Consider the following 24,851-nt stretch of genomic DNA (forward strand, 5'->3'; position numbering starts at 1 on the left):
TACTGCAGGGGGGACCCTGTGGGAGAGTAGGACGCCGCCGAACAATCATTCACAAAGAACCCCCGATCCGTCACGGATCGGGGGTTCTTTGCATTCCCGGAGAATTCCCGGGGAGGGCGGCACCGCAGAGGAGAGCATGCGGATGGTGCTGCCATCGGTGTGTGGTGCGGGGGTGGTCCGAAGAGGTGTTCGGGGTGGCCCGGAGGGCCTCGTCGACCGTCAATATGCCGCTAAAACTGCCTGATCAGCGCCCCGATCGGTGGAGAATCGCCTGCTACGCCGTAGTCTCCAAGGGAGGGGAACAGGTGTCCGGGGTGGTCCCCCGGGCCGGCCGGATCAAGAATGGTGCACATGGGACGCGGCAGGCTGCGGATCTACCTCGGGGCGGCTCCCGGGGTCGGCAAGACGTACGCCATGCTCGCCGAGGCGCACCGGCGGCTGGAGCGCGGTACCGACGTGGTCGTCGGCTTCGTCGAGGACCACGGGCGCCGGCACACCGCGGGTCTGGTCACCGGCCTGGAGACCGTGCCGCGCCGGGAGATGGTCCACCGGGGCGCCTCCTTCACCGAGATGGACCTGGACGCCGTGCTGGCCCGCCGGCCGCAGGCGGTGCTGGTGGACGAGCTGGCGCACACCAACGTCCCAGGCTGTCGCAACGCCAAGCGCTGGCAGGACGTCGAGGAACTGCTCGCGGCGGGCATCGACGTCGTCTCGACGGTGAACATCCAGCACCTGGAGTCGCTGGGGGACGTGGTGGAGGGCATCACCGGGGTCCGGCAGCGCGAGACCGTGCCGGACGAGGTGGTGCGGCGGGCCGACCAGATCGAGCTGGTCGACATGGACCCGCAGGCGCTGCGCCGCCGCCTCGCGCACGGCAACGTGTACGCGCCGGAGAAGATCGACGCGGCCCTCGCCAACTACTTCCGCCCGGGGAACCTCACCGCGCTGCGCGAACTGGCACTGCTCTGGACGGCCGACCGGGTCGACGAGTACCTCCAGAAGTACCGGGCCGAGCAGGGCATCAAGGGCACCTGGCAGGCCCGCGAGCGCATCGTGGTCGGCCTGACCGGCGGCCCGGAGGGCGCGACGCTGATCCGGCGCGCCGCCCGGATCGCCGCCCGCGGCTCCGGCGGCGAGCTGCTCGCCGTCCACATCTCCCGCTCGGACGGCCTGGCCGGCCCGGGATCGGGCTCCTCGCAGACGCTGATCGAGCAGCGGGCGCTGGTGGAGAGCCTCGGCGGCTCCTTCCACGCCGTCCTCGGCGACGACCCGGCAGCGGGACTGCTGGACTTCGCGCGGGGCGTCAACGCCACCCAGATCGTCCTGGGCACCAGCCGCCGGCCCGCCTGGCAGTACATCTACGGCCCGGGCGTCGGCACCACCGTGACCCGGGCGTCCGGCGACATCGACGTGCACATCGTCACCCACGAGCACGCCGCCCGGGGGCTGGGCCGGATCCCGATCCGCAAGGTCACCGACCTCGGCCGCACGCGCGCCGTCGCGGGCTGGATGATCGGTCTCGGCGGGCCGCCGCTGCTGGCCCTGTTGCTCACCCACGTGGAGGGCCTCGGGCTCTCGACCGACATGCTGCTCTTCCTGTCGCTGACGGTCTGCGCGGCGCTGGTCGGCGGGCTCTTCCCGGCGATCGCCTCCGCGCTGGTCGGGTCCTCGGCACTGAACTACTACTTCGCGCCGCCGATCCACACCTTCACCATCGACGAGCCGCAGAACATCATGGCGGTGGCGATATTCACCGCCGTCGGCATCGCGGTCGCCTCCGTGGTGGATCTCGCGGCCCGGCGCACCCACCAGGCCGCGCGCAGCCAGACCGAGGCCCAGACGCTCAGTGCCCTGGCCGGCACCGTGCTGCGCGGCGCGCCGGGCGGGGACGGCGTGCTGACCGCGCTGCTGGAGCAGGTCCGGGAGACCTTCCAGCAGGACTCCGCCGTGCTGCTGGAGCGGCCCGACCCGCTCGGCCCGTGGCACCCGGTCGCGGTGGCCGGGCCGCACCCGCCGGAACGGCCGGAGACCGCCGATGTGGACGTCCCGGTCGGGGACACCCTGGCGCTGGCGCTGCGCGGCCGGGTGCTGCCCGCCGAGGACCGCCGTCTGCTCGGCGCCTTCGCCGCGCAGGCCGCCGTCCTGCTGGAGCGCCGCCGGCTGGCCGGGGAGGCCGCCGCGGCCCGCCGCGAGGCCGAGGGCAACCGGATCCGCACCGCCCTGCTCGCCGCCGTCTCGCACGACCTGCGCACCCCGCTGGCGGGCATCAAGGCCTCCGTCACCTCGCTGCGCTCCGCGGACGTCGAGTGGGACGAGGCGGACGAGGCCGAGTTGCTGGCCGGCATCGAGGCCGGCGCGGACCGGCTCGACCACCTGATCAACAACCTGCTCGACATGAGCCGGCTGCAGACCGGTACCGTCACGCCGCTGATCCAGGAGACCGACCTGGACGAGGTGGTGCCGTTCGCGCTCGGCGGTGTCCCGCTGGAGGCCGTCCGGCTGGACGTCCCGGAGACCCTGCCGATGATCCGGGCCGACGGCGGGCTGCTGGAGCGCTCGCTGGCCAACCTGGTCGAGAACGCCGTCAAGTACAGCCCGGCCGGGGTGAAGGTGCTGGTCAAGGCGGACGCGCTGGTCCCGGCGGGCGGGCCCGGCCGGGTCGAGCTGCGGATCGTCGACCGTGGGCCGGGCGTGCCCGAGGACGCCAAGGAGCGGATCTTCGCGCCGTTCCAGCGGTACGGGGACGCGCCGCGCGGTGCCGGGGTGGGCCTCGGGCTCGCCGTGGCCCGTGGGTTCGTCGAGGCGATGGACGGCACGGTCACCGCCGAGGACACCCCCGGCGGCGGCCTCACCATGGTCGTCACCCTGCCCGCCGCCGACCGCCCGGCCGAGCCGCCCGAGCCGGTCCCACCGCCGGGACCCACGGACCGCCCTTCCCACGTATGACCACCTCTCTTCCGACAGCTGTGAAAGGCGGAGCCCGCATGACCCGGGTCCTCGTCGTGGACGACGAACCACAGATCGTCCGCGCGCTGGTGATCAACCTCAAGGCCCGCAAGTACGAGGTCGACGCGGCCCACGACGGCGCGAGTGCGCTGGAGCTGGCCGCAGCCCGCCACCCCGACGTGGTCGTCCTCGACCTGGGCCTGCCCGACATGGACGGCGTCGAGGTGATCAAGGGTCTGCGCGGCTGGACCAGGGTGCCGATCATCGTGCTCTCCGCCCGGCACGCCTCCGACGAGAAGGTCGAGGCGCTCGACGCCGGCGCGGACGACTACGTCACCAAGCCGTTCGGCATGGACGAGCTGCTCGCCCGGATGCGCGCCGCCGTCCGCCGCGCCGAGCCGGTGGCCGGCGAGGACGACTCCCTGGTGGTCACGGAGAGCTTCACCGTCGACCTCGCCGCGAAGAAGGTCAACCGGGACGGCACGGACGTCCGCCTCACCCCGACCGAGTGGCACCTGCTGGAGGTGCTGGTCCGCAACGCCGGGCGGCTGGTCAGTCAGACCCAGCTGCTCCAGGAGGTCTGGGGCCCCGCCTACCGCACCGAGACCAACTACCTGCGGGTCTACCTCGCGCAGCTGCGCCGCAAGCTGGAGCGCGACCCCTCGCACCCGCGGCACTTCATCACCGAGCCGGGCATGGGGTACCGCTTCGAGAGCTGAGCCGAGCTGAGCCGAGCAGGGTCGGGCCGCGTCGGGCCGGGCCGAGCGGGACCGGGCCCGGCGGCGGGCCGGTCCCGGTACCCCGCTGACCTCGTGACCTGCCGCAGGCGGCCCCGATACCGGTAGCCTTTCCGACATGAGTGGTGACATCAGCAGCGACCAGCCGCAGGGCCGCTTCCGCCGTATGCTCAGCCGGCTGACCTCCTCCCAGGAGGAGCTGCAGGCGGAGGAGCTGCGCCAGGAGAGCGCGGCGGAGTCGGGCTGCACTCCGATCGCCAGCTGCGGGGACCGTGAACTGGTCACCGTCGCGGGCACCCTGCGCACAGTGACCCTGCGCCCCCGGGCCGGCGTGCCCGCGCTGGAGGCCGAGCTCTTCGACGGCACCGAGGCGCTGGACGTGGTCTGGCTCGGCCGTCGCTCCATCGTGGGCATAGAGCCCGGCCGCCGGCTCGTCGCCAGCGGCCGGATCGGCCACGCACGCGGGCGCCGCGTGCTGTTCAACCCCCGCTACGAGCTGCGTCCGGTTGGACACGGGAGCGAATGAGCGTGAGCAATCAGCCCGGCGGCGAGTCCGCCGCCCAGCTCGACCTGGCCAAGCCCGACCCGGCCGGGAGCGACCGGGACAGTGCCGAGGCCGAGGCGGCCCGGCAGGCGGCCGCCTCCAAGGAGGCCGCCGACACCGTGATGCAGGCCTTCGGCGGCGTGCGCGGCATGGTCGACATGACCCTGCCCGGCCTGGTCTTCATCGTCACCTACAACATCACCCACCAGGTCCCGGCGGCCGCCTGGGCCGCGCTCGGCCTGAGCGCCCTGTTCGTGGTGGCGCGCCTGGCCAAGCGGGAGACCGTCCAGCACGCCTTCAGCGGCGTGTTCGGGGTCGCCATCGGTGCCTGGATCTCGATGAAGACCGGCAAGGCGGAGAACTTCTACCTGCCCGGCCTGCTCTGGAACGTCGGCTACTGCATCGGCCTGGCCGTCTCGGCGCTGGTCCGCTGGCCGTTGATCGGTGTGATGCTCGGCCCGGTGACCGGCGAGATGTTCACCTGGCGCAAGGAGAACCCGGGCAGGCTGGCGGCCTACACCAAGGCCACCTGGGCCTGGGTGATGATCATGGGCATCAAGCCGCTGATCCTCTTCCCGCTGTACTTCACGCACAACGTCAACCTGCTCGGCTGGCTCAAGGTCGCCCTCGGCATCCCGCCGATGCTGCTGGCGATGTACGTCACCTGGCAGATCCTGCTGAAGGCGCCGCCGCCGATCAAGGCGCAGCTGGACGAGGAGCCCGGCGACTAGGACGGCCGTCCGGCGGGCCGCCAGGACGGCCGCCGGGACGCGAGAGGGCCCGCACTCGAAACCGAGTGCGGGCCCTCTCGCGTTCGTCCCCGCTACTGGGCGCCGGAGGACGCCGAGAGCAGGTTCTCCAGCTCCTCCTCGCGCTCCTGCGCGGCCACGAAGAGCAGCTCGTCGCCGCCCTCCAGGGTGTCGTCCTTGCCCGGGGTGAGCACCCGGCCCTCGCGGATGATGGTCACCAGCGAGGTGTCCGGCGGCCACGGCACGTCGCCGACCCGGGTACCGACCAGCTCGGTGTCGGAGGCCAGGGTCAGCTCGACCAGGTTGGCGTTGCCCTGGCTGAAGCGCATCAGCCGGACCAGGTCGCCGACGCTGACGGCCTCCTCGACCAGGGCGGACATCAGGCGCGGGGTGGAGACGGCGACGTCCACGCCCCAGGACTCGTTGAATAGCCACTCGTTCTTCGGGTTGTTCACCCGGGCGACCACCCGCGGCACCCCGTACTCGGTCTTCGCGAGCAGCGAGACGACCAGGTTGACCTTGTCGTCACCGGTCGCGGCGATCACCACGTGGCAGCGCTGCAGCGCCGCCTCGTCCAGCGAGGTGATCTCACAGGCGTCGGCCAGCAGCCACTCCGCCATGGGGACCCGCTCCACCGAGATGGAGTTGGGGTTCTTGTCGATCAGCAGGACCTCGTGGCCGTTCTCCAACAGCTCGCCCGCGATCGAGCGGCCGACGGCACCGGCTCCGGCAATGGCGACCCGCATCAGTGACCCTCCTCGTCAGGGCCCTGCGCGAACGCGGCCTCGACCGCCGCCAGGTCGGCCCGGCGCAGCATCACGTGCACCAGGTCGCCCTCCTGCAGCACCATCTGGGGCGTGGGCAGCACGCCCTCGCCGAGCCGGGTGACGAACGCCACCCGGGTGTCGGAGGCCTCCTCCAGCGCGCTGACCCGGTGGCCGATCCAGCGCGGGGAGTACGCGACCTCGGCGAGCTGGACGGTGCCGCTCGGGTCCTGCCAGAGCGGCTCGGCGCCGCTCGGCAGCAGCCGGCGCAGCATCTGGTCGGCCGTCCAGCGGACGGTGGCCACGGTCGGGATGCCCAGGCGCTGGTAGACCTCGGCGCGGCGGGGGTCGTAGATCCGGGCCGCGACGTTCTCCACGCCGAAGTTCTCCCGGGCCACCCGGGCCGCGATGATGTTGGAGTTGTCACCGCTGGAGACGGCGGCGAACGCGCCGGCCTCCTCGATGCCCGCCTCCTTCAGGGTGTCCTGGTCGAAGCCGACACCCGTGACCCGGCGCCCGTTGAATCCGGCGCCCAGGCGGCGGAAGGCCGTCGGGTCCTGGTCGACGACGGCGACCGAGTGGCCCTGTTTCTCCAGCGCTCTTGCGAGGGCGGAGCCCACGCGGCCGCAGCCCATGATGACGATGTGCACCGGCGCTACCTCACCCGTCCCGTTGGGTTCTTGACCTGCGCAAACACCGTTCGTCATCCTTCCCCGCCCCGCCGTCCGGGGCGAGCGTTCTCGTGGTCGCGCGGCTCGACAACCTGAGTGTTGCCCGCCTGCTCGTATCCGACACGCTAGCCGGTCCACCGAACACAGTCGCGACGAAGGGGGGGACGTAAGTCGGACCGCACGGCGAACAGCCCCTACGATTCCTTACCGTGCCTATGCCGACTGACCTTCCGAAACGCATCCTGATCGGGCGTGCGCTACGCAGCGACAAGCTCGGGGAAACACTGCTCCCCAAGCGCATCGCGCTGCCCGTCTTCGCCTCGGACGCGCTCTCCTCGGTCGCGTACGCGCCCGAGGAGATCCTGCTGACGCTCTCCCTGGCGGGCGCCTCGGCCATTCACTTCTCATGGCAGATCGGCGTCGTCGTCGCCATCGTGATGCTCGCCGTGGTGGCCTCGTACCGGCAGAACGTGCACGCGTACCCGAGCGGCGGTGGCGACTACGAGGTCGCCACCGTCAACCACGGCGCCAACTCCGGCCTGGTGGTCGCCAGCGCGCTGATGGTCGACTACATCCTCACCGTGGCCGTGTCCACCACCTCCGGGGTGGCCAACGTGGTCTCCGCGGTGCCCTCGCTGCGCGGCCACGAGCTGACCCTCTCGGTGGTCGTGGTCATCGTGCTGATGGGCATGAACCTGCGCGGGGTCCGCGAGTCCGGCAGCGCCTTCGCCGTCCCGACGTACGCCTTCATGATCGGCGTGCTCGGCATGGTGGTGTACGGCGTGGTCCGCCACTTCGGCCTCGGCCAGGACATGCCCGCCGAGAGCGCCGGCTTCCACCTCCAGGCCACCCCCGGCAACGAGTCGCTGGCCGGCTTCGCGATGGTGTTCCTGCTGCTCAAGGCGTTCTCCTCGGGCTGTGCCGCGCTGACCGGCGTCGAGGCGATCTCCAACGGCGTGCCGGCCTTCCGCAAGCCGAAGAGCAAGAACGCGGCGACCACGCTGCTGATGATGGCGTCCATCGCCGTGGTGATGTTCATGGGCATCATCTGGCTGGCCCGCCTCACCGGCGTCCAGATGGCCGAGAACCCCGTCGAGCAGCTCGGCGGCGCCCCCGGCGACTACCACCAGAAGACCGCGCTCGCCCAGATCAGCGAGGCCGTCTTCTCCAACTTCACGCCCGGCTTCTACTTCGTCGCCGCCGTGACCGGCCTGATCCTGGTGCTGGCCGCCAACACCGCCTTCAACGGCTTCCCGGTGCTCGGCTCGATCCTCGCCCAGGACCGCTACCTGCCGCGTCAGCTGCACACCCGCGGTGACCGGCTGGCCTTCTCCAACGGCATCATCCTGCTGGCGCTGGCCGCGATCCTGTTCATCATCGCCTTCGACGCCGACCCCACCCGGCTGATCCAGCTCTACATCGTCGGCGTCTTCGTCTCCTTCAACATGAGCCAGTCCGGCATGATCCGGCACTGGACCAGGCTGCTGCGCACCGAGACCGACCCGGCCAAGCGCCGCCACATGCAGCGCAGCCGGGCGATCAACACCTTCGGCCTGGTGATGACCATGGCCGTGCTGATCGTCGTCCTCGCCACCAAGATCAGCCACGCCTGGATCGCGATCGCCGCGATGGTCGTGCTGTTCGTGATGATGAAGGCGATCCGCCGCCACTACGACCGGGTCTCCCACGAGCTGGTCGCCGCCGAGGAGCCGGACGACGTGGTGCTGCCCACCCGGGTGCACGCCATCGTGCTGGTCTCCAAGCTGCACAAGCCCGCCCTGCGCGCCCTCGCGTACGCGCGGCTCGCCCGCGCCCACACGCTGGAGGCCGTCACCGTCAACGTCGACCCGGCGGACACCGCGGCGCTGCGCCAGGAGTGGGACGAGCGTGGCATCGAGGTGCCGCTCAAGGTGCTGGACTCGCCGTTCCGCGAGATCACCGGGCCGGTCCTGGACTACGTCAAGAACCTGCGCCGAAGCAGCCCGCGCGACGTCGTCTCGGTGTACATCCCGGAGTACGTGGTCGGTCACTGGTACGAGCACCTGCTGCACAACCAGAGCGCACTGCGCCTCAAGGGGCGGCTGCTGTTCAAGCCCGGGGTCATGGTGACCTCGGTACCCTGGCAGCTGGAGTCCTCCGAGCGGCGCAGGCCGCAGAAGGCCTGGTCGGCGCCGGGTGCCGTCCGGCGTGGTGAGCCCCGGGCGCCGAAGGCCGTAAAGTCGAAGGTCTCCGGTACGCCGGACGGTACGACCGCCGCCTCCGCTGACAGCAGCAAGGACTCCTCCCAGTGACCCGCAACACCCCGTCCCGCTCCCACGGCTCGTCCGGTTCGTCCGGCGGCTCCGGCAAGGGCTCAGCCAAGGGCGCCCGCAAGGGCGGCGCCGGCAAGCCCGGGCAGGTCGCCCGGCCGCGCTGGGGCAAGCCCGTCCGCCCGGCCGCCACCGACCGCGACGGCTTCACCGCGCAGACGGCGCCGCTCGCGCCGGCGGAGCGCGCCCCGGAGCCGGAGCGTGACGAGCGCCCCGCGCGGGCGGAGCGCGCCGAGCGCCCCGCTCGCGGCGAGCGGCCGGCCGCCGGCTCGCCGCGCCAGGAGAAGGCCAAGGAGAAGCCCAAGGACGGGGAGCGTCCGCGCAAGCAGGCCGTCCGCCCGCCGAAGGCGCTGCGCACCACCCGCGCCCCGCGCGCCGAGGCGGCCCCCCGGGGCCCCGGCGGCGACCCGCTGCTCGGCGAGCGCTACGAGGTCGAGGTCGGCCCCGTCGCGCACGGCGGCGGGCACTGCGTGGCCCGGCACGAGGGCCGGGTGCTGTTCGTCCGGCACGCGCTGCCCGGCGAGAAGGTCGTCGTGCAGGTCACCGAGGGCACCACCAAGTCGCGCTTCCTGCGCGCCGACGCGGTGGAGATCCTGGATCCCGCCAAGGACCGGATCGCCCCGCCCTGCCCGTTCGCCGGGCCGGGCAAGTGCGGCGGCTGCGACTGGCAGCACGTCACCCCCGGCGGGCAGCGCAAGCTCAAGGTGCAGGTGCTCACCGAGCAGCTGGCCAAGCTGGCGGGCCTCACTCCGGCCGAGGCCGGCTGGGACGGCAGCGTCGAGCCGGTCGGCGGCAAGCTCCCGGCCGGGCAGGTGCCGGCGTGGCGCACCCGCGTGCAGTACGCGGTCGACCAGGAGACCGGCAAGGTCGGCCTGCGCAAGCACCGCTCGCACGAGATCCAGCCGATCGACCGCTGCCTGATCGCCGCCGAGGGCGTCGCCGAGCTGGGCATCGAGGCCCGCGACTGGCCGGGCGTCGCCACCGTCGAGGTGATCGCCGCCGCCGGTTCCTCCGACCGCCAGGTGGTGCTCACCCCGTCGCCGGGCGCGCAGCTGCCGCTGGTCGAGCTGGACAAGCCGGTGTCGATCGCCCGGATCGACGAGCACGACAACATCCACAAGGTCCACGGCCGCTCCTTCGTGCGTGAGCGCGCGGCCGGCCGGACGTGGCGGGTCAGCAACGGCGGCTTCTGGCAGATCCACCCGGAGGCCCCGGACACCCTGGTCGACGCCGTCCTGGACGGTCTGGACCCGCAGTGGGGCGAGAACGCGCTCGACCTGTACTGCGGCGTCGGCCTCTTCGCCGGCGCACTGGCCGACCGGGTCGGCGAGGACGGCGCGGTGCTCGGCATCGAGTCCTCCAAGCAGGCCGTGGTCGACGCCCGTCACAACCTGGCCGTGCTGGACAACGTGCGGATCGAGTGCGACCGGGTCGAGACGCTGCTGCCGCGCACCGGCATCACCTCCACCGACCTGATCGTCCTCGACCCGCCGCGGGCCGGTGCCGGCCGTGAGACCGTCGCCCACCTGGCCGGCCTCTCCGCCCGCCGGATCGCCTACGTGGCCTGCGACCCGGCGGCCCTGGCCCGTGACCTCGCGTTCTTCCGCGAGGGCGGGTACCGGCCGGTCTCGCTGCGGGCCTTCGACCTGTTCCCGATGACCCACCACTTCGAGTGCGTGGCGATCCTGGAGCCGGTCGGCGAGTAGCCGGACGGGCACGACCACAGCTGAACGGCAGGGAGGCGGCACCCGGGTTCCGGGGGCCGCCTCCCTGCCGTCGGTCTGTCTGCGGGCTCGTGTTGCGGGCTCGTGCGGGCTGTCGCGGGGCCGTGCGGGTGCTGCCGGGCGCTCCGTGGGCCGTTCAGCGCAGGTTCTGTTCCTCTTCGTCCGCGCTGTGCGGCAGGGCGATGCCGTGCTGGGCGGCGAGCCGGAGCAGCCCGGCGATGCGGCCCTCGTACGCCTGGACGCCGTCGGCGTCCCCGTCGGCCCGCGCGGCGGCGAGGTCCTTGCGGGCCAGGGCGAGCTGCTCGCGCAGCTCCTGGTCGAACATGGCTGTCATTGCCGGCCTCCACACCGGTCGGTGCCGCTCCTGGGAATGCTCGGAGTAGTTCAGAGTCTCGGAAGATGAAGAACTCTTCAAGTCTCGCTCCTCCGGCTGGATCCGCAGGGCTCCCCGCGCCGGTTCACGAGGGTTGTTCCGGCAGGCGGCGCCCGGCCGAGGGGGCGGCGGGCGGCGGGGGCGCCGCGCCCGGGAAGGATCCACGGCGCTCCACTTCGCCCCGCCCGCTCACCTCGCTCCACCGCGCGGGGAGGGCGGCCCGGGTCGGCCTCCGGGGGTTCACGCCCGCGCGGCGGGGGCATGGCCCAGAGGCGGGAAGGGCGTGCGGGGCCGTACGTGCGCCCTTGTTGTGCTAGCGCTTTGGCGCTAGCTTGAGGTTCATGGGCAAGAAACAGCTGAACGTCCGGGTGGACGCCACCACCGCGGAGATGGCCCGGGAACGGGCGGAGCAGCAGGGGATCAGCATGAACCAGTACATCGAGCGCCTGGTCCAGCAGGACATGGGCGAGGCCGGGCGCGCGTTCGTCGACGCCGCCGCGCAGTTCATGAAGGAGTACGAGACGGCGTTCCTGGCCGAGTTCGGTGGCGCGGCCGACCTCCAGGACGTGCGCCGTTGAACCTGGAGGTCGACCTCTCGTGGCTGCTCATGACCGCCGAGCAGTACACGCCCGGTGACCCGCAGGTCACCGACTACGGATCGCTGCTCGCGGCGGTCTCCCGCCACCAGGCCGAGATCTTCGACATCGCCGTCTACCCCGAACCGCAGGACCGTGCCGCCGCCCTGATGCACCAGCTGATCCGGGTGCCGGCCCTGGAGAAGACCAACGAGCTGTTCGCCACCGCCGTCGCCTACGCCTACCTGGTGGCCAGCGGCTGCACGGTCGCGACCACCGCCCGTGAGGTGCGCAGCCTCGCCCGGGCCATCCGCGAGGGGCGGCTCGGCGTGTCCGGGGTCGCCGAGCGGCTGGCGGCGTGGGTGGTGGACGAGGCCGAGGGCGAGGGCGTCAGCGGTGAGGAGGACGAGGACTCGGACTGAGGCTGCCGCACCGGCCGGTCGGAGCGGACCGGGCGCGCCGTCGGGCCGGTCGGACCGGTTATGCCGCGGGGGCCCCGTCCGTCGCGGGCTCGGCGATCAGGGCCGTCGCGAACGGGCGGAAGCCGGCCCGGCGGTAGATCCGGGCGACGTCCTCGTCGGCGGCGGACAGGAACACCGTCCGCACGCCGTTGGCCCGTGCGTGCGCGACCAGCTCCGCGGTGACCGCGAGGCCGAGCCCCTGTCGGCGTGCCGACGGCAGGGTGCCGACACCGGCCACCTCGCAGACCCGGCCGACCGGGTTGTACTGGCCCGCGCAGAGCGCCGAACCGTCGCGGAGGGCCGCGGCGAACACCGTCTGCCCGGCGGTGATCCGCCCGGAGATCCGCGCCAGCGAGCCGTCCGCCGCCACCTTCTCGGCGGCCACGGCCAGTTCCGCCACCCCGGCGGTGCCCGTGGCGGTGCCCGGCTCGCCGAACGCCAGGTGCGGGACGGCCACCGCACTCGCCAGCTCCGGGGCGTCGGCGGCCAGGACCCGGACCTCCACGCCCTCGGGCAGCGCCGACGCCGCCCCGGCCGGCTCGTCCTCCGGGCCGAGCACCAGCAGCGGGTGCTCGTGCACCGCCAGCCCGGCCTCCTCCACCGCCGCGCGCAGCTGCGGGTTCTGCTCGGCCACCCACTCGAAGGCCTCCGGCGCACCCAGCTCGCGCTGGCGCGCCAGCACCCGGCGGACGTCCTCGGCGGTGGCCGCCGGGCCGGAGTGCCCGAATGCCGGACGGGCGTAGTACGGCCAGCCCTGGCCCTCTCGGACGAACAGGCTCAGCGGACCGAAGTCCTCGACGCGGGCGGCGGAGCGCGGCACGGCGTCGTAGTACTGCTCGATCCCTGCGAGGAGGTCGAGGAACGCGCGGCGGGCGGGATCAAGATCGTCAGAGGTCACGCCGTGCATCCTGGCAGGCCCGTCGCGGGCCTGCCACTGATTTGGGTCACCGGGCCGGCCGCCGCCGGGCTACCGCCCGGCCGCCACTGGGCGGGGCCGGGAGCCCGGGCATTTCGGCCCGATTGTTGCCCAATGCTTACAGGCCGGGCGATCTTGCGTGCAGGCGCCATGGCATTCTGGGGCCTTTACAGCTCTGCCGGACGGGAACGGCGGACGTCCGCGTGGGCGAGGCGAGGGGGATGACAGGCTCATGAGGCTCTGCTTTCTGGTCGAGGAGCACTACCGGCACGACGGCATGCCGCTCGACGTGGTGCGCCGGCTCACCGCGTGGGGACACCGCGTGGACGTGCTGCGCCCCGGCAACTCGCTGATGGCGATCTCCGAGGCCGTCCGGGCCGGCAGCCACGACGCCTGGGTGCTCAAGACCGTCTCCGGCGGCCCCGGCCTCACCCTCCTGGAGGCGGCCGCCGCCGTCGGCCTCACCACCGTCAACGACGTCCGGTCCATCCGCGGCGTCCGGGACAAGGCGCTCGCCGCGGTCATCGCGCGCACCCGCGGGCTGCCCGTCCCGGTCACCTACGCGGCGGCCCGGTGGGAGCGGCTGGCCGAGATCCCCGCCTCCGAGTACCCGCTCGTCGTCAAGCCCGCCGACGGCAGCTCCGGCCGCGCCGTGCGGCTCGTCCCCACCCCCGACCACCTGGTCGAACTCGGCCCCCTGCTCGCCGGCGAGGGCCTGCTGATCGCCCAGCCCTACGTGCCCAACTCCGGTACCGACCTCAAGGTGTACTGCGTCGACGGCGAGCTGTACGCGACCGAGCGCTGCTCGCCGCTGCACCCCGGGCAGGGCGTGCGCGAGCGGCAGGTGCCGCTCCCCGCCGAGGTGGCGCGGATCGCCGGGCAGGTGGGAGAGGTGTTCGGGCTCGACCTGTACGGCGTGGACGTGCTGCTCGGCCCGGACGGGCCGGTGGTCGTGGACATCAACGACTTCCCCAGCTTCCGCCAGGTGCCGGACGCGGTGGCCCGGGTCTCCCGCGCCGTGCTGCGGCTGGCCCGCACCGGGACGGCGGTCTCCGTGCCGGCGCCCGCGCTGGTGCGGGAGCCGTCGTCGGCGTCGTCGGTGGTGTCGGCCGTGTCGGTGCCGTCGGCGCCGGCGCCGCTGCGGCTTCCCGCGCAGGGGGCCGGAGTCGGCGTCGGTGGTTCCGTCGGCGCCGTGGGCGTCGGCGGTGCGGGCCTGGTCGACGGCGGCTTCGGGGGCGCCGGCTTCGTCAGCGGCGGCATGGGCGGCGCGATATGAGGATCTGCCTGCTCACCCCCGACCCCGGCCACCCGCTGCTCGCCGCCACCGCCGCCCTGCTCGCCGCCGACCACCAGGTCGAGACCATCGACCCCACCGGCGGTGACACCCCGCCCGCCGAACGGCTCGGCCCCGGCCCGCTCGCCGACGTCTACCTGCTCAAGGCCCGCACCCCGCAGGCCCTCGCGCTCGCCCGCCACCTGGAGGAGCACGGCGCCCCCGTCGTCAACTCGGCCGCCGCGACCGCGTTCTGCCAGGACCGCACCGCCATGGCCGACCTCGCCCACCGCGCCGGACTGCCGTTCGCCGCCACCCGCACCGCCGCGAGCCTCGCCGAACTGGCCGACGCCGAATACCCGATGGTGGTCAAGAGCCGCCACAGCCGCCGCCACGACCTCGTCGCCCGCGTCGACGGCCCCGACCGGCTGACCGCCCTCGCCGAGCGGTGGCCCGGCGAACCCGTGATCGCCCAGCCCTATCTCGCCAACACCGGCTGGGACCAGAAACTCTGGGTCGTCGACGGGCAGGTCTTCTGCGAGCGCCGCCGCTCCGAAATCGCGGTCGACGACCGGCCCGCCGGAGGCCGGTTCGGCCCCGCCGAACTCCCGGCCGACCGCGCCGAGCTGGCCCTGCGGGTCGGCCGGGTCTTCGGCCTCGACGTCTACGGCGTCGACCTGCTCGACGGGCCCGCCGAGCCCGTCATCGTCGACGTCAACGCCTTCCCCGGCATCCGCGGCCAGGCCGGCGCCCCCGAGGCGCTCGCCGAGCTCGCCCTGCGCGCCGCCCGCCGGGGTGGCGGCACCCCGCGCCTCCCGGGCCTTCCGCACGTCCCCGGCCAGCGGGACGGGCGGCCGCGCACCGCCGGTCGTTAGGCTTGCCCTTCCGGCCGGACCGCACGACCGGATCGCGAGAGAAGACGGACGTTGCTGCAGGACATCGAGCCCTACCTGGCCTGCCCGCACTGCGCGCAGGCCCTCACCCCCGACGGGCGCACCCTGCGCTGCCCCGGCGGGCACAGCTTCGACATCGCCAAGCAGGGCTACGTCAGCCTGCTCGCCGGTGACGCCCACACCGGCACCGGTGACACCGCCGACATGGTCGCCGCCCGCAGTGACTTCCTCGCCGCCGGCCACTACCGCCCGATCGCCGACGCCCTCGCCGGCGCCGCCGCGGCCGCGGCGCCCGAGGGGCTCGTCGCCGACCTCGGCGCCGGCACCGGCCACTACCTCGCCCACGTCCTCGACGCCCTGCCCGGCCGGCCCGGCGCCGCCCTCGACATCTCCAAGTACGCGCTGCGCCGCGCCGCCAAGGCCCACCCCCGGATCGGCGCCGTCGTCTGCGACGCCTGGCGCCCGCTGCCACTGCTGGACGCCACCGCCGGCCTCGTCCTCAACGTCTTCGCCCCGCGCAACGGCCCCGAGATCCGCCGCGTCCTGCGCCCCGGCGCCACCCTGCTCCTGGTCTCGCCCACCGCCCGCCACCTGCGCGAACTCGTCACCGAGCTGGGGCTGCTCTCGGTCGACGAGGAGAAGCAGCGCCGGATCGACGAGAAGCTCGGCCCCTACCTCACCCCGGCCGGGCAGCAGCAGGTCGAGTTCACCATGCGGCTCTCCGCCGCCGACGTCCGCACCGTCGTCGGCATGGGCCCGAGCGCCTGGCACACCGACCCGGACAGACTGGCCGCCCGCCTCGCCGGGCTGCCCGACCCGGTCGAGGTCACCGCCTCCGTGACGATCGCCGCCTACCGGCGCTGAGCGGGCCGTTCCCGGCCGGCGCCCCCGGCGGGGACCGCCCACCTCGTTGGGATGAATCTGCCGGGCAGGCACGTTTCTGCCGCCCCGACGGCGGCTAACGTCCCACGGGTGAACCGCGACGCCACCCGGCCCGCCGTGCCGGCCCACCCCCACCAGCACACCTCGGACCCGGGGCGGCCGCCCGCCCAGCGCCCCACCCTCGAGGAACTCCGGCTCACCTCGTTCAAGTCCTACCGGCGCGCCACCCTGCCGCTCGCGCCCCTCACCGTGCTGCACGGACCGGCCGGCGTCGGCAAGTCCAACGCCCTCGACGCCCTCGCCGTCCTCTCCCGCCTCGCCCTCGGCGAGGAGATCACCGACTCCCTCGACGGCCTCCCCGGGCGGCGCGGCCCGCTCGGCACCCCCGTCCGCGGCGGCCTGGCCGGCTGCGTGCCGCACGGCCGCAACGCCCTCATCCTCGGCTGCACCGTCCGCTCCGCCGACGGCCCGATCGGCCTCGACGTCGTCATCCGCACCGACGGCCCCGTCCGGATCGCCCGCGAACAACTCACCCTCGACGGCCGGACCCTGGTCGAGACCGGCGAACAGGACCTCCGGCACCACCGGACCAACGTCAGCTGGCACAACGACACCCGGCAGGGCGACATCCGCGCGCCCTTCCCCAACACCACCCTGGTCACCGCACAGATCCCGCTGCGCGTCGCCGGCTCCTCACCCGGCGAACGCAAGGTGCTCGCCGCCACCGAGCACCTGCTCACCGCCCTGCGCGAGGTCTTCCCCGTCCACCCCGTGCCCGCCCTGATGCGCGACTGGGCCCGCCCCGACCCGCAGGCCCGGCTGCTCAGCACCGCCGCCAACATCTCCTCCGTCATCGCCCGGCTCAGCGGCGAATGCGCCCGCCGGTACGGCCGGCTGCTCCGCGTCGTCCAGTCCGCCGCCCCGTACCCCCTGCTCGGACTCGACCTCGCCCGCCGCGGCACCGGGGCCGGCGAACGCGTCCTCGCCGTCTTCGACGAAGGCGTCCGCGGCCGCACCGGCGCCGACCAGGCCTCCGACGGCATGCTGCGCCACCTCGCCTTCGCCGCGGTGCTGCTCACCGGGGCCGGGGTCCTGGACCTGGACGCGGCCGCCGAGGTGCCCTGGGCGCACCGGCAGCTCACCGTGCTCGCCGAGGACCTCGGGGCCGGGCTCGGCACCGAACAGACCGCCTCCCTGCTGCGGCTCGCCCGCGAGATGTGCGGGCGCCACCAGCTGCGGGTGCTCGGCGCGCTGCAGGAGCCGGCCGCGGCCCGGGAGGCGCTCGGCGGAGCCGGCGAGCTGCCGCCCGGGGTCGCGCTGGTGGATTGCCGGCGGGACCCGGGCTCCGGGCACACCGTGCTGCGCACCGAGACGGCGCGGGTGCCGGCCCAGGGCGGCGCGCTGGACGTTGCGGGGGCGGGGGCCGCCGGGGCGATGGCGCCCGCGGCGGCTGGGGCGGGGATGCCCGGGGTGGGCGTTCCCGGGTCGGGGGCCGTGGCCAGGGATGCGGTAGACCTGGAGGGTGACTGAACGAGTGACGGACCCCGCGGACCCGACCCTGGAGAGCCTGCGGCAGCGGCTGACGGACTTCGCCGCGGCGCGCAGCTGGGAGCCCTTCCACACGCCGAAGAACCTGGCGGCGGCGCTGACCGTGGAGGCCGGCGAGCTGTTGGAGATCTTCCAGTGGCTCACGCCCGAGCAGGCCGCGGCGGTGATGTCGGACCCGGACAGCGCGCACCGGGTGCGGGACGAGGTGGCGGACGTCCTCGCCTACCTGCTGCAGTTCTGCACGGCGGTCGGCGTGGACCCGCTGCCCGCGCTCGCCGCCAAGATCGAGCGCAACGAGCTGCGCTTTCCGGCCCCCGGGGCAGGACGCGGGGAGGGGCTCGCGGCAGGACGCGGCGAGGGGCCCGCGGCCGGGCGAGGCGAGGGGCCCGCGGCCGGGCAGGAGGCCGGACGTGGTCAGGGGGCGGGGGCCGGTCCGGGGTGCGGGGAGGCGTCCGACGTCAAGCGGGACGTGGGCGAATGACCCTTGTGAGGGACAGAAGTTATCCACACCCCCCGGGTTTTCCACAGGTTTCGAGGGGGTGGCTGCGCCGATCCGTCCGTCGGCGCACGCTTTCGCCGTGACCAGGTGTCCCCGCGGTCGAGCGACCGCCCGGACACCGCGAGAACGCGCGGAAGCGGAAGGGGTGGCGGCCGATGGAGGCGCTGCGATTGATCAAGACGGCCCGGCACGCCCTGGCGGAGGCCAGGAACGTACCGGATGTGCTGGCCGAGGCACGGCAGGCAGCACTGCTCACCGAGGCCGTGGGTGCCCGGCTGGCGGAGCTGGACGACGGCGACCTGGCCGGCCTCGGCCAGCAGCTGGCCGAGGCCGGCGGCCACGCGGCCGGTTGCCTCGACCACTCCTCGGGGGACTCGTCCGCCCTGCTGGGCCTGGGCGTCGGCGGGCGGGCCGGGCGGCTCACCGAACTCGGCCCGCTCGCCCCGATGCTGGCCGAACTCGGGGCACTGCTGCGGGACGCCGGCGAGACGCTGGTGGTGCTGGCCTGCGGTGCCGACACCGAGAGCCTGTACTGGACGTGCATCGACGGGGTCGACGCGGGCGCAGACTGCAAGGACCTCGTCACCCGGCTGGGGCAGGCGGTCCGTCGGGCGGCGGGAGAGAGCCGGCCGGAGCCGGCCGAGCCCGCAGCGGCCGGCTCGCCGCCGGCGAAGCCTCAGGCCTCGGAGGAGGAGAGCCCGTTACTCGTGCTCAGGCTCGGCCCGCCGTCCGCCCGGTCGGAGGCCCGGGCGCCGGACGACTGCAGCTCCGCGAGGTCCGCGGTCACCGAGGCGAGCAGTTCCTGCATCTGCTCCAGCAGGCTCTTCGGAGTGGCCGGCACCGCCGACGCGTCGGCAGCGGGATGCTGCTGCACGGCGGATGCCTCGGACCGGGGATCGGACATGAGCAGACCTCTTCGGATCGGTAGTGCGGTGTGAAGCGGCTGGCGGCGGCTCGGCGCGCGGCGCCGCGCCACCGGGGCAGGGGCCCCGCCGCTGCAACCAACGAACCGCCCGATACCGGGTCACCGACCACCACCCAATGCGGTCCAACTCCCGTGAGCGGTAAGCCTCCCGGGTGATCCGGGCTTGCCGCTGACCTGCCGCCTCGCTAGGTCCGTCCGGCCGGTCCTGCCGGTCCCGTTCGGCCGGTCCTGTCGGGCCGGTCCCGTTCGGCCGGCCCAGCCGGGCGCGCGATCGACCGGACAGGACCTGGGCGCGGGCGGCGCACCGGGGTGCCGGGTGACGGGTGACGGTTGCCGGGACGCGCAGGGCCCCCGGTGCCGTTGCGGCGCCGGGGGCCCGGGGACCTCGGGTGAGGAGGAGGTCAGTTGTGGGCGTGCAGCTCCGCGTTCAGGCCGCCCCAGGAGCCGGAGCGGGCGATGACCTCGACGGCGCCGGTCTGGGAGTTGCGGCGGAAGAGGAGGTTGTCCTGGCCGGACAGCTCGACGGCCTTGGCCACCTTGCCGTCCGGCGTGGTGACCCGGGTGCCGGCGGTGACGTAGAGGCCGGCTTCGACAACGCAGTCGTTGCCGAGCGAGATGCCGATGCCCGCGTTGGCGCCGAGCAGGCAGCGCTCGCCGACCGAGACGACCTGCTTGCCGCCGCCGGACAGGGTGCCCATGATCGACGCACCGCCGCCGATGTCGCTGTGGTCACCGACCACGACACCGGCGCTGATCCGGCCCTCGACCATGGAGGTGCCGAGGGTGCCGGCGTTGAAGTTGACGAAGCCCTCGTGCATCACGGTGGTGCCGGAGGCGAGGTGCGCGCCGAGGCGGACGCGGTCCGCGTGGGCGATGCGCACGCCCGACGGGGCGACGTAGTCGGTCATCCGCGGGAACTTGTCGATCCCGTAGACGGCGAGCTGGCCGCCCTGGGTGCGGACCGCCAGGCGGGCCTGCTCGACCTTGTCCACCTGCACCGGGCCGATGCTGGTCCACGCCACGTTGGCGAGCAGACCGAAGAGGCCGTCCAGGTTCTGGCCGTGCGGCTGCACCAGGCGGTGGCTCAGCAGGTGCAGGCGCAGGTAGGCGTCGTGCGCGTCGATCGGCTTCTCGTCCAGCGAGGCGATCGTGGTGCGCACGGCGACCACCTCGACGCCGCGGCGCGCGTCGGCGCGCAGCGCCTCGGCCGCGCCGGCGCCCAGCTCGGCCTCGGCCTGCTCGGCGGTCAGGCGGACGGTGCCGGCCGGGCCGGGCTCGGCGGCCAGCGCGGGGGCGGGGTACCAGGTGTCGAGGATGGTGCCGTCGGCGGCGATGGTGGCCAGACCTGCGGCGACGGCGCCGTTTGCGAGGGAGGTGGATTCTGCTGTCACATCGTGCACGTTAACGAATGCGGGCCGCCGGTGCCGAACACGCTCACCGGGCGGACACGGCGGCCGGCCGGCGGCGCCCGAGCCGTGCGAAGGGCGGACACCGGGCAAAACCCGGTGCTGGGCGGGCGCGTCCTGGGCAATACTCGGGCGGGTGTTCATGTCGATCTCCACCACCGGTACCGCCGGGAGCCCGGCCACCGACCTGGGTTTCCTGCTGCACAAGCACCCGGGCAAGGTCCAGCAGTTCTCGACGTCTCACGGCGAGGCGCACGTCTTCTACCCGGAGGCGGGTGACGAGGCCTGCACGGCCGCGTTGCTGCTCGATGTCGACCCCATCGCGCTGGTCCGCAGGGGCCGGGGCAAGGGCCGCGGCGGCTCGCCGGACTTCGCGCTCGCCCAGTACGTCAACGACCGCCCCTACGCGGCGTCCTCCCTGCTCGCGGTGGCGCTGCGGACGGTGTTCCGGACGGCGATGAAGGGCGTCTGCGAGGCCCGTCCCGGGCTGGCCGAGCGGTCCCGGCCCCTGCGGATCGTGCTGCCTGCCGTGCCGGCCAACGGCGCCGGCGAGGGCGGCGGGGTCGCGATGGCGGGCCGGCTCTTCGAGCCGCTGGGCTGGCAGGTCGAGGCGTCGGCGATCCCGCTGGACGAGGCGTTCCCCGAATGGGGCGAGTCGCGCTACGTCCGGCTGGAGCTGTCCGGTGCGGAGGTCCGCCTCGCGGACGCGCTGCAGCAGCTGTACGTGCTGCTGCCGGTGCTGGACGGCGCCAAGCACTACTGGGTCGCCCCGGACGAGGTCGACAAGCTGCTCGCCGCCGGTGAGGGCTGGCTGGCGGACCACCCGGAGCAGGCGCTGATCGCGCGCCGCTACCTGTCCCGCCGCTGGGCGCTCACCCGGCGGGCGATGGAGCGGCTGGAGCTGGCCCGGCTGGCGGAGGCGGACGACCGCGAGGTCGAGGAGATCGACAACGCGGTCGACGACACCGCCGAGGAGACCACCGACGACACTGCCGAGGACACCGGGCGCCCGGAGGCGAAGGAGCACGAGGACACCGGGGGCCCGGAGGCGAAGGAGCAGCCCGGCGAGGAGAAGAAGGTCTCGCTGGCCGAGCAGCGCCGCACGGCGATCTTGGCCGCGCTGGGCGAGGTCGGTGCGGCCCGGGTGGCCGATCTCGGCTGCGGGCAGGGCGAGCTGGTGGGCGCGCTGCTCAAGGACGCCCGGATCACCGAGGTGCTCGGCGTGGACGTGTCGGCCCGGGCGCTGTCGGCGGCCGCGCGCAAGCTGCGGCTGGAGCGGATGACGGAGCGCCAGGCGGCCCGGGTCAAGCTGGTCCAGGGCGCGCTGACGTACACGGACGCGCGGCTGAAGGGCTACGACGCGGCGGTGCTCTCCGAGGTGATCGAGCACCTGGACCTGCCCCGGTTGCCGGCTCTGGAGTACGCCGTCTTCGGGGCGGCCCGCCCGGCCGCGGTGGTGGTCACGACGCCGAACGCCGAGTACAACGTCCGCTGGGAGAGCCTGCCGGCCGGTCACGTCCGGCATGCCGACCACCGATTCGAGTGGGACCGGGCCGAGTTCCGTGCCTGGGCCGAGCGGGTCACGGAGGCGTACGGCTACACCGTGGTGATCCGCCCGGTCGGACCGGAGGACCCGGAGGTGGGCGCGCCGACACAGCTCGCCCTGTTCCGCATCGGCACGCCGCCCGAGCCCACGACCGCCGACGCGACGGCCGTCACCACCGAAGCAACGACCACCGAAGCCACGGCCGCCGAAGCCACCACGACGCCCGAAGGGGGCGAGACCCGATGACCGACGACGCACAGTCCCCGAAGCTCACCACGGACGCCCCGACCGGGGCCGCCCCCATCACGGACGCCCCGACCGGGGCCGCGCCCGCCGACCCGCCTGCCGACCTGCCCGTCGATGCCCAGGCCGGCACCAAGCCCCGCCGTCTCCCCGTCACCGACGTCTCGCTCGTCGTCCTCATCGGCACCAGCGGCGCGGGCAAGTCCAGCTTCGCCCGCAAGCACTTCCTCCCCACCCAGGTGATCTCCTCCGACTTCTGCCGCGGCCTGGTGGCGGACGACGAGAACGACCAGTCGGCCTCCGCCGAGGCCTTCGACGTGCTGCACTACATCGTCGGCAAGCGCCTCGCCGCCGGCCGGCTGACCGTCGTGGACGCCACCAACGTGCAGCCGGAGGCCCGCAAGCAGCTGGTCGCGATCGCCCGGGAGCACGACGTGCTGCCGATCGCGATCGTCCTGGACGTCCCGCCGGGCGTCTGCGCGGAGCGGAACAGGACCCGCCCGGACCGGCAGCTGCCGGCCCACGTGATCCCCCGCCAGAACCGCGAGCTGCGCCGCTCCCTGCGCGGCCTGGAGCGCGAGGGCTTCCGCAAGGTGCACATCCTGCGCGGCGAGGCGGAGGTGGAAGCCGCCGAGATCGTGCCGGAGAAGCGGTTCAACGACCTGCGCCACCTCACCGGCCCGTTCGACATCGTCGGCGACATCCACGGCTGCCGCTCCGAGCTGGAGACCCTGCTCACCCGCCTCGGCTATGCGCTCACCAGGGACGACGCCGGCCGCCCGGTGGACGCCGCGCACCCCGCGGGCCGGACCGCCGTCTTCGTCGGCGACCTCGTCGACCGCGGCCCGGACACGCCGGGCGTGCTGCGTCTGGTGATGGGCATGGTGGCGGCCGGGCACGCGATCTGTGTGCCGGGCAACCACGAGAACAAGCTCGGCCGGGCGATGGACGGCAAGAAGGTCACCGTCTCGCACGGCCTGCAGGAGTCGCTGGACCAGCTGGCGGGGGAGCCGGAGGAGTTCCGCGCCGAGGTCCGGGCGTTCATGCGCGGCCTGGTCAGCCACTACCTGCTGGACGGCGGCGCCCTGGTGGTCTGCCACGCGGGCCTGCCGGAGAAGTACCACGGCCGGGCCTCCGGCCGGGTGCGCTCGCACGCGCTGTACGGGGACACCACCGGCGAGACCGACGAGTACGGGCTGCCGGTGCGCTACCCGTGGGCGGAGGAGTACCGGGGCAGGGCGCTGGTGGTCTACGGGCACACGCCGGTGCCGGTGGCGAGCTTCCTCAACAACACCATCTGCCTGGACACCGGCTGCGTCTTCGGCGGCAGCCTCACCGCGCTGCGCTACCCGGAGCGCGAGCTGGTGAGCGTGGAGGCCGAGCAGGAGTGGTACGCGCCGGTGCGCCCGCTGCACACGGACGCGCCGGGTGCCCGCGAGGGCCGGCCGCTGGACCTCGCCGACGTCTCGGGCCGCCGGGTGGTGGAGACGGCGCTGCACGGCCGGGTCGCGGTGCGGGAGGAGAACGCGGCGGCCGCGCTGGAGGTGATGAGCCGGTTCGCGATCGACCCGAGGCTGCTCGCCTACCTGCCGCCGACCATGGCGCCGAGCGCGACCTCGCGACGGCCCGGCTACCTCGAACACCCGGAGGAGGCCTTCTCCGCCTACCGCGAGGACGGCGTCCGGCAGGTGATCTGCGAGGAGAAGCACATGGGCTCCCGCGCGGTGGTGCTGGTGGCCCGGGACGACACGGCGCTGGAGAAGCGGTTCGGCCTGGCCGGGCCGGGCGCGATCTGGACCAGGACCGGCCGGGCGTTCCTCGGCGACGACGGGCTGACCGCCGCCGTCCTGGGCCGGCTGCGGGCCGCCGCCGAGCGCTCGGGGCTCTTCGACGAGCTGGGCACCGGCTGGCTGCTGCTGGACGCCGAGCTGATGCCGTGGTCGCTGAAGGCCACGGAGCTGCTGCGCCGCCAGTACGCCGCGGTCGGCGCGGCGGCGGGCGCGGCGCTGCCGCAGGTGCTGGCCGCGTTGGAGCAGGCGGCCGGGCGCGGGCTGGACCTCGCCGGGCTGACCGCCCGCCAGCGGCAGCGCGCCGCGGACGCGCAGGCGTTCACCGAGGCGTACCGGCGGTACTGCTGGCCGACGGAGGGCCTGTCGGGGATCCGGCTGGCGCCGTTCCAGGTGCTGGCCGCCGAGGGGGCGAACCTGGCGGTGCGTCCGCACGACGAGCACCTCGCCTGGATCGACGGGCTGGCCGAGGCCGACCTGGCTGCTCACCGGGACGCCCCGGTGCTGCACCGGACCGGGCGGCTGGTGGTGGACACCGCGGACGAGGCGTCGGTCGCCGCGGGCGTGGCCTGGTGGGAGGAGCTGACCGGGGCCGGCGGCGAGGGCATGGTGGTCAAGCCGCTGGCGTCGCTGGTCCGCGGCAAGGCGGGGGAGGGGCGCCCGGGCGGGCTGGTCCAGCCGGGCGTCAAGGTCCGTGGCCGCGAGTACCTGCGGATCATCTACGGTCCGGACTACACCGAGTACCTGGACCAGCTGCGCCAGCGCTTCCTCGGGCACAAGCGCTCGCTGGCGCTGCGCGAGTACGCGCTCGGCCTGGAGGCGCTGGACCGGCTGGCGGCGGGCGAGCCGCTGTGGCGGGTGCACGAGCCGGTGTTCGCGGTGCTGGCGCTGGAGTCGGAGCCGGTGGACCCGCGTCTCTAGGCAGTGCGGCGAGTGCGGCGAGTGCGGCGGACGGGCCCCGCGGAGTCTCCGCGGGGCCCTGGCCTTCCCTCGGCCGCCGGTGCCCTCGGAAGGCTTTGCATATAAATTCCGAGTGTCGTATACAATTGCCGTTCCCGTTTCCCGCCCCGTCACCCCAGG

The 24,851-nt window shown here is 74.0% G+C and carries 20 protein-coding genes and 1 pseudogene; 16 read left to right on the top strand and 5 right to left on the bottom strand.

The window, feature by feature from the left end:
- Positions 1 to 351: 351 nt before the first annotated feature.
- The 4 genes from ACZ5WK_RS38025 to ACZ5WK_RS38040 all read left to right on the top strand — a co-directional run bounded on the left by ACZ5WK_RS38025 (position 352) and on the right by ACZ5WK_RS38040 (position 4,958).
- Positions 352 to 2,946, top strand: coding sequence for an ATP-binding protein (locus ACZ5WK_RS38025; RefSeq protein ID WP_465554775.1), 2,595 nt, complete (start codon positions 352 to 354; stop codon positions 2,944 to 2,946).
- 38 nt (positions 2,947 to 2,984) lie between these two features.
- Positions 2,985 to 3,665: a response regulator gene (locus ACZ5WK_RS38030; RefSeq protein ID WP_465554777.1), complete on the top strand. Its 681-nt coding sequence runs from the start codon at positions 2,985 to 2,987 to the stop codon at positions 3,663 to 3,665.
- 136 nt (positions 3,666 to 3,801) lie between these two features.
- On the top strand, positions 3,802 to 4,209 hold the full coding sequence (locus tag ACZ5WK_RS38035) for an OB-fold nucleic acid binding domain-containing protein (RefSeq protein ID WP_396323127.1): 408 nt from the start codon (positions 3,802 to 3,804) through the stop codon (positions 4,207 to 4,209).
- 2 nt (positions 4,210 to 4,211) lie between these two features.
- The gene (locus ACZ5WK_RS38040; protein WP_396323128.1) at positions 4,212 to 4,958 is read left to right on the top strand and encodes a DUF3159 domain-containing protein; all 747 of its coding nucleotides are present in this window, start codon (positions 4,212 to 4,214) and stop codon (positions 4,956 to 4,958) included.
- A gap of 92 nt (positions 4,959 to 5,050) precedes the next feature.
- On the opposite strand, the gene ACZ5WK_RS38045 is transcribed toward ACZ5WK_RS38040, so the two are convergent.
- Complete coding sequence (locus ACZ5WK_RS38045) at positions 5,051 to 5,722, bottom strand: potassium channel family protein (protein ID WP_396323129.1); 672 nt, start codon at positions 5,720 to 5,722, stop codon at positions 5,051 to 5,053.
- Entirely contained in the window at positions 5,722 to 6,390 is a 669-nt protein-coding gene (locus ACZ5WK_RS38050) for a potassium channel family protein (RefSeq protein WP_396323130.1), read from the bottom strand. Before ACZ5WK_RS38050 ends, ACZ5WK_RS38045 begins: the two co-directional genes overlap by 1 nt.
- A gap of 230 nt (positions 6,391 to 6,620) precedes the next feature.
- On the opposite strand from ACZ5WK_RS38050, the gene ACZ5WK_RS38055 reads away from it, so the two are divergent.
- The gene (locus ACZ5WK_RS38055; RefSeq protein WP_465554780.1) at positions 6,621 to 8,702 is read left to right on the top strand and encodes an APC family permease; all 2,082 of its coding nucleotides are present in this window, start codon (positions 6,621 to 6,623) and stop codon (positions 8,700 to 8,702) included.
- Between the two features lie 428 nt (positions 8,703 to 9,130).
- Positions 9,131 to 10,426, top strand: coding sequence for a class I SAM-dependent RNA methyltransferase (locus ACZ5WK_RS38060; RefSeq protein ID WP_465554818.1), 1,296 nt, complete (start codon positions 9,131 to 9,133; stop codon positions 10,424 to 10,426).
- A gap of 154 nt (positions 10,427 to 10,580) precedes the next feature.
- On the opposite strand, the gene ACZ5WK_RS38065 is transcribed toward ACZ5WK_RS38060, so the two are convergent.
- Positions 10,581 to 10,778, bottom strand: coding sequence for a hypothetical protein (locus ACZ5WK_RS38065; protein ID WP_396323132.1), 198 nt, complete (start codon positions 10,776 to 10,778; stop codon positions 10,581 to 10,583).
- Positions 10,779 to 11,158: 380 nt separating this feature from the next.
- Here ACZ5WK_RS38065 and ACZ5WK_RS38070 point away from each other — a divergent pair, with 380 nt between their 5' ends.
- Positions 11,159 to 11,395, top strand: a complete 237-nt coding sequence (locus tag ACZ5WK_RS38070) for a toxin-antitoxin system HicB family antitoxin (protein ID WP_396323133.1) — start codon at positions 11,159 to 11,161, stop codon at positions 11,393 to 11,395.
- Positions 11,392 to 11,814 carry a fic family toxin-antitoxin system, toxin component gene (locus ACZ5WK_RS38075; protein WP_148645130.1) on the top strand — a complete coding sequence of 141 codons (423 nt, stop codon included), beginning with the start codon at positions 11,392 to 11,394 and terminating at the stop codon, positions 11,812 to 11,814. Before ACZ5WK_RS38070 ends, ACZ5WK_RS38075 begins: the two co-directional genes overlap by 4 nt.
- A 58-nt stretch (positions 11,815 to 11,872) precedes the next feature.
- On the opposite strand, the gene ACZ5WK_RS38080 is transcribed toward ACZ5WK_RS38075, so the two are convergent.
- On the bottom strand, positions 11,873 to 12,751 hold the full coding sequence (locus tag ACZ5WK_RS38080) for a GNAT family N-acetyltransferase (RefSeq protein WP_465554783.1): 879 nt from the start codon (positions 12,749 to 12,751) through the stop codon (positions 11,873 to 11,875).
- A 250-nt stretch (positions 12,752 to 13,001) separates the two neighbouring features.
- On the opposite strand from ACZ5WK_RS38080, the gene ACZ5WK_RS38085 reads away from it, so the two are divergent.
- The 6 genes and pseudogenes from ACZ5WK_RS38085 to ACZ5WK_RS38110 all read left to right on the top strand — a co-directional run bounded on the left by ACZ5WK_RS38085 (position 13,002) and on the right by ACZ5WK_RS38110 (position 18,802).
- Entirely contained in the window at positions 13,002 to 14,045 is a 1,044-nt protein-coding gene (locus ACZ5WK_RS38085; RefSeq protein ID WP_465554785.1) for an ATP-grasp domain-containing protein, read from the top strand.
- Positions 14,042 to 14,917: an ATP-grasp domain-containing protein gene (locus ACZ5WK_RS38090; protein WP_465554787.1), complete on the top strand. Its 876-nt coding sequence runs from the start codon at positions 14,042 to 14,044 to the stop codon at positions 14,915 to 14,917. Before ACZ5WK_RS38085 ends, ACZ5WK_RS38090 begins: the two co-directional genes overlap by 4 nt.
- A 51-nt stretch (positions 14,918 to 14,968) precedes the next feature.
- A complete protein-coding gene (locus tag ACZ5WK_RS38095) occupies positions 14,969 to 15,799 on the top strand; it encodes a putative RNA methyltransferase (protein WP_465554789.1) in 831 nt (276 codons plus the stop codon).
- Between the two features lie 108 nt (positions 15,800 to 15,907).
- On the top strand, positions 15,908 to 17,347 hold the full coding sequence (locus ACZ5WK_RS38100) for an AAA family ATPase (protein WP_465554791.1): 1,440 nt from the start codon (positions 15,908 to 15,910) through the stop codon (positions 17,345 to 17,347).
- Positions 17,348 to 17,351: 4 nt separating this feature from the next.
- Positions 17,352 to 17,702, top strand: a pseudogene (locus ACZ5WK_RS38105) (nucleotide pyrophosphohydrolase); the annotation flags it as partial.
- A gap of 317 nt (positions 17,703 to 18,019) precedes the next feature.
- Positions 18,020 to 18,802 carry a DUF6099 family protein gene (locus ACZ5WK_RS38110; RefSeq protein ID WP_465554793.1) on the top strand — a complete coding sequence of 261 codons (783 nt, stop codon included), beginning with the start codon at positions 18,020 to 18,022 and terminating at the stop codon, positions 18,800 to 18,802.
- 388 nt (positions 18,803 to 19,190) lie between these two features.
- Here the strand turns inward: ACZ5WK_RS38110 and dapD are convergent, their stop codons facing one another.
- Positions 19,191 to 20,180 (bottom strand): 2,3,4,5-tetrahydropyridine-2,6-dicarboxylate N-succinyltransferase, encoded by a 990-nt coding sequence (gene dapD / locus ACZ5WK_RS38115; RefSeq protein ID WP_405359859.1) that lies wholly within the window; start codon positions 20,178 to 20,180, stop codon positions 19,191 to 19,193.
- Positions 20,181 to 20,331: 151 nt separating this feature from the next.
- Between dapD and ACZ5WK_RS38120 the strand changes: the two genes are divergently transcribed.
- Together ACZ5WK_RS38120 and ACZ5WK_RS38125 are read left to right on the top strand one after the other, a co-directional pair.
- A complete protein-coding gene (locus tag ACZ5WK_RS38120; protein WP_465554795.1) occupies positions 20,332 to 21,987 on the top strand; it encodes a 3' terminal RNA ribose 2'-O-methyltransferase Hen1 in 1,656 nt (551 codons plus the stop codon).
- Positions 21,984 to 24,692 carry a polynucleotide kinase-phosphatase gene (locus ACZ5WK_RS38125; RefSeq protein WP_465554797.1) on the top strand — a complete coding sequence of 903 codons (2,709 nt, stop codon included), beginning with the start codon at positions 21,984 to 21,986 and terminating at the stop codon, positions 24,690 to 24,692. Before ACZ5WK_RS38120 ends, ACZ5WK_RS38125 begins: the two co-directional genes overlap by 4 nt.
- Positions 24,693 to 24,851 lie beyond the last annotated feature (159 nt).

Source organism: Kitasatospora sp. NPDC032757 (assembly GCF_055579305.1).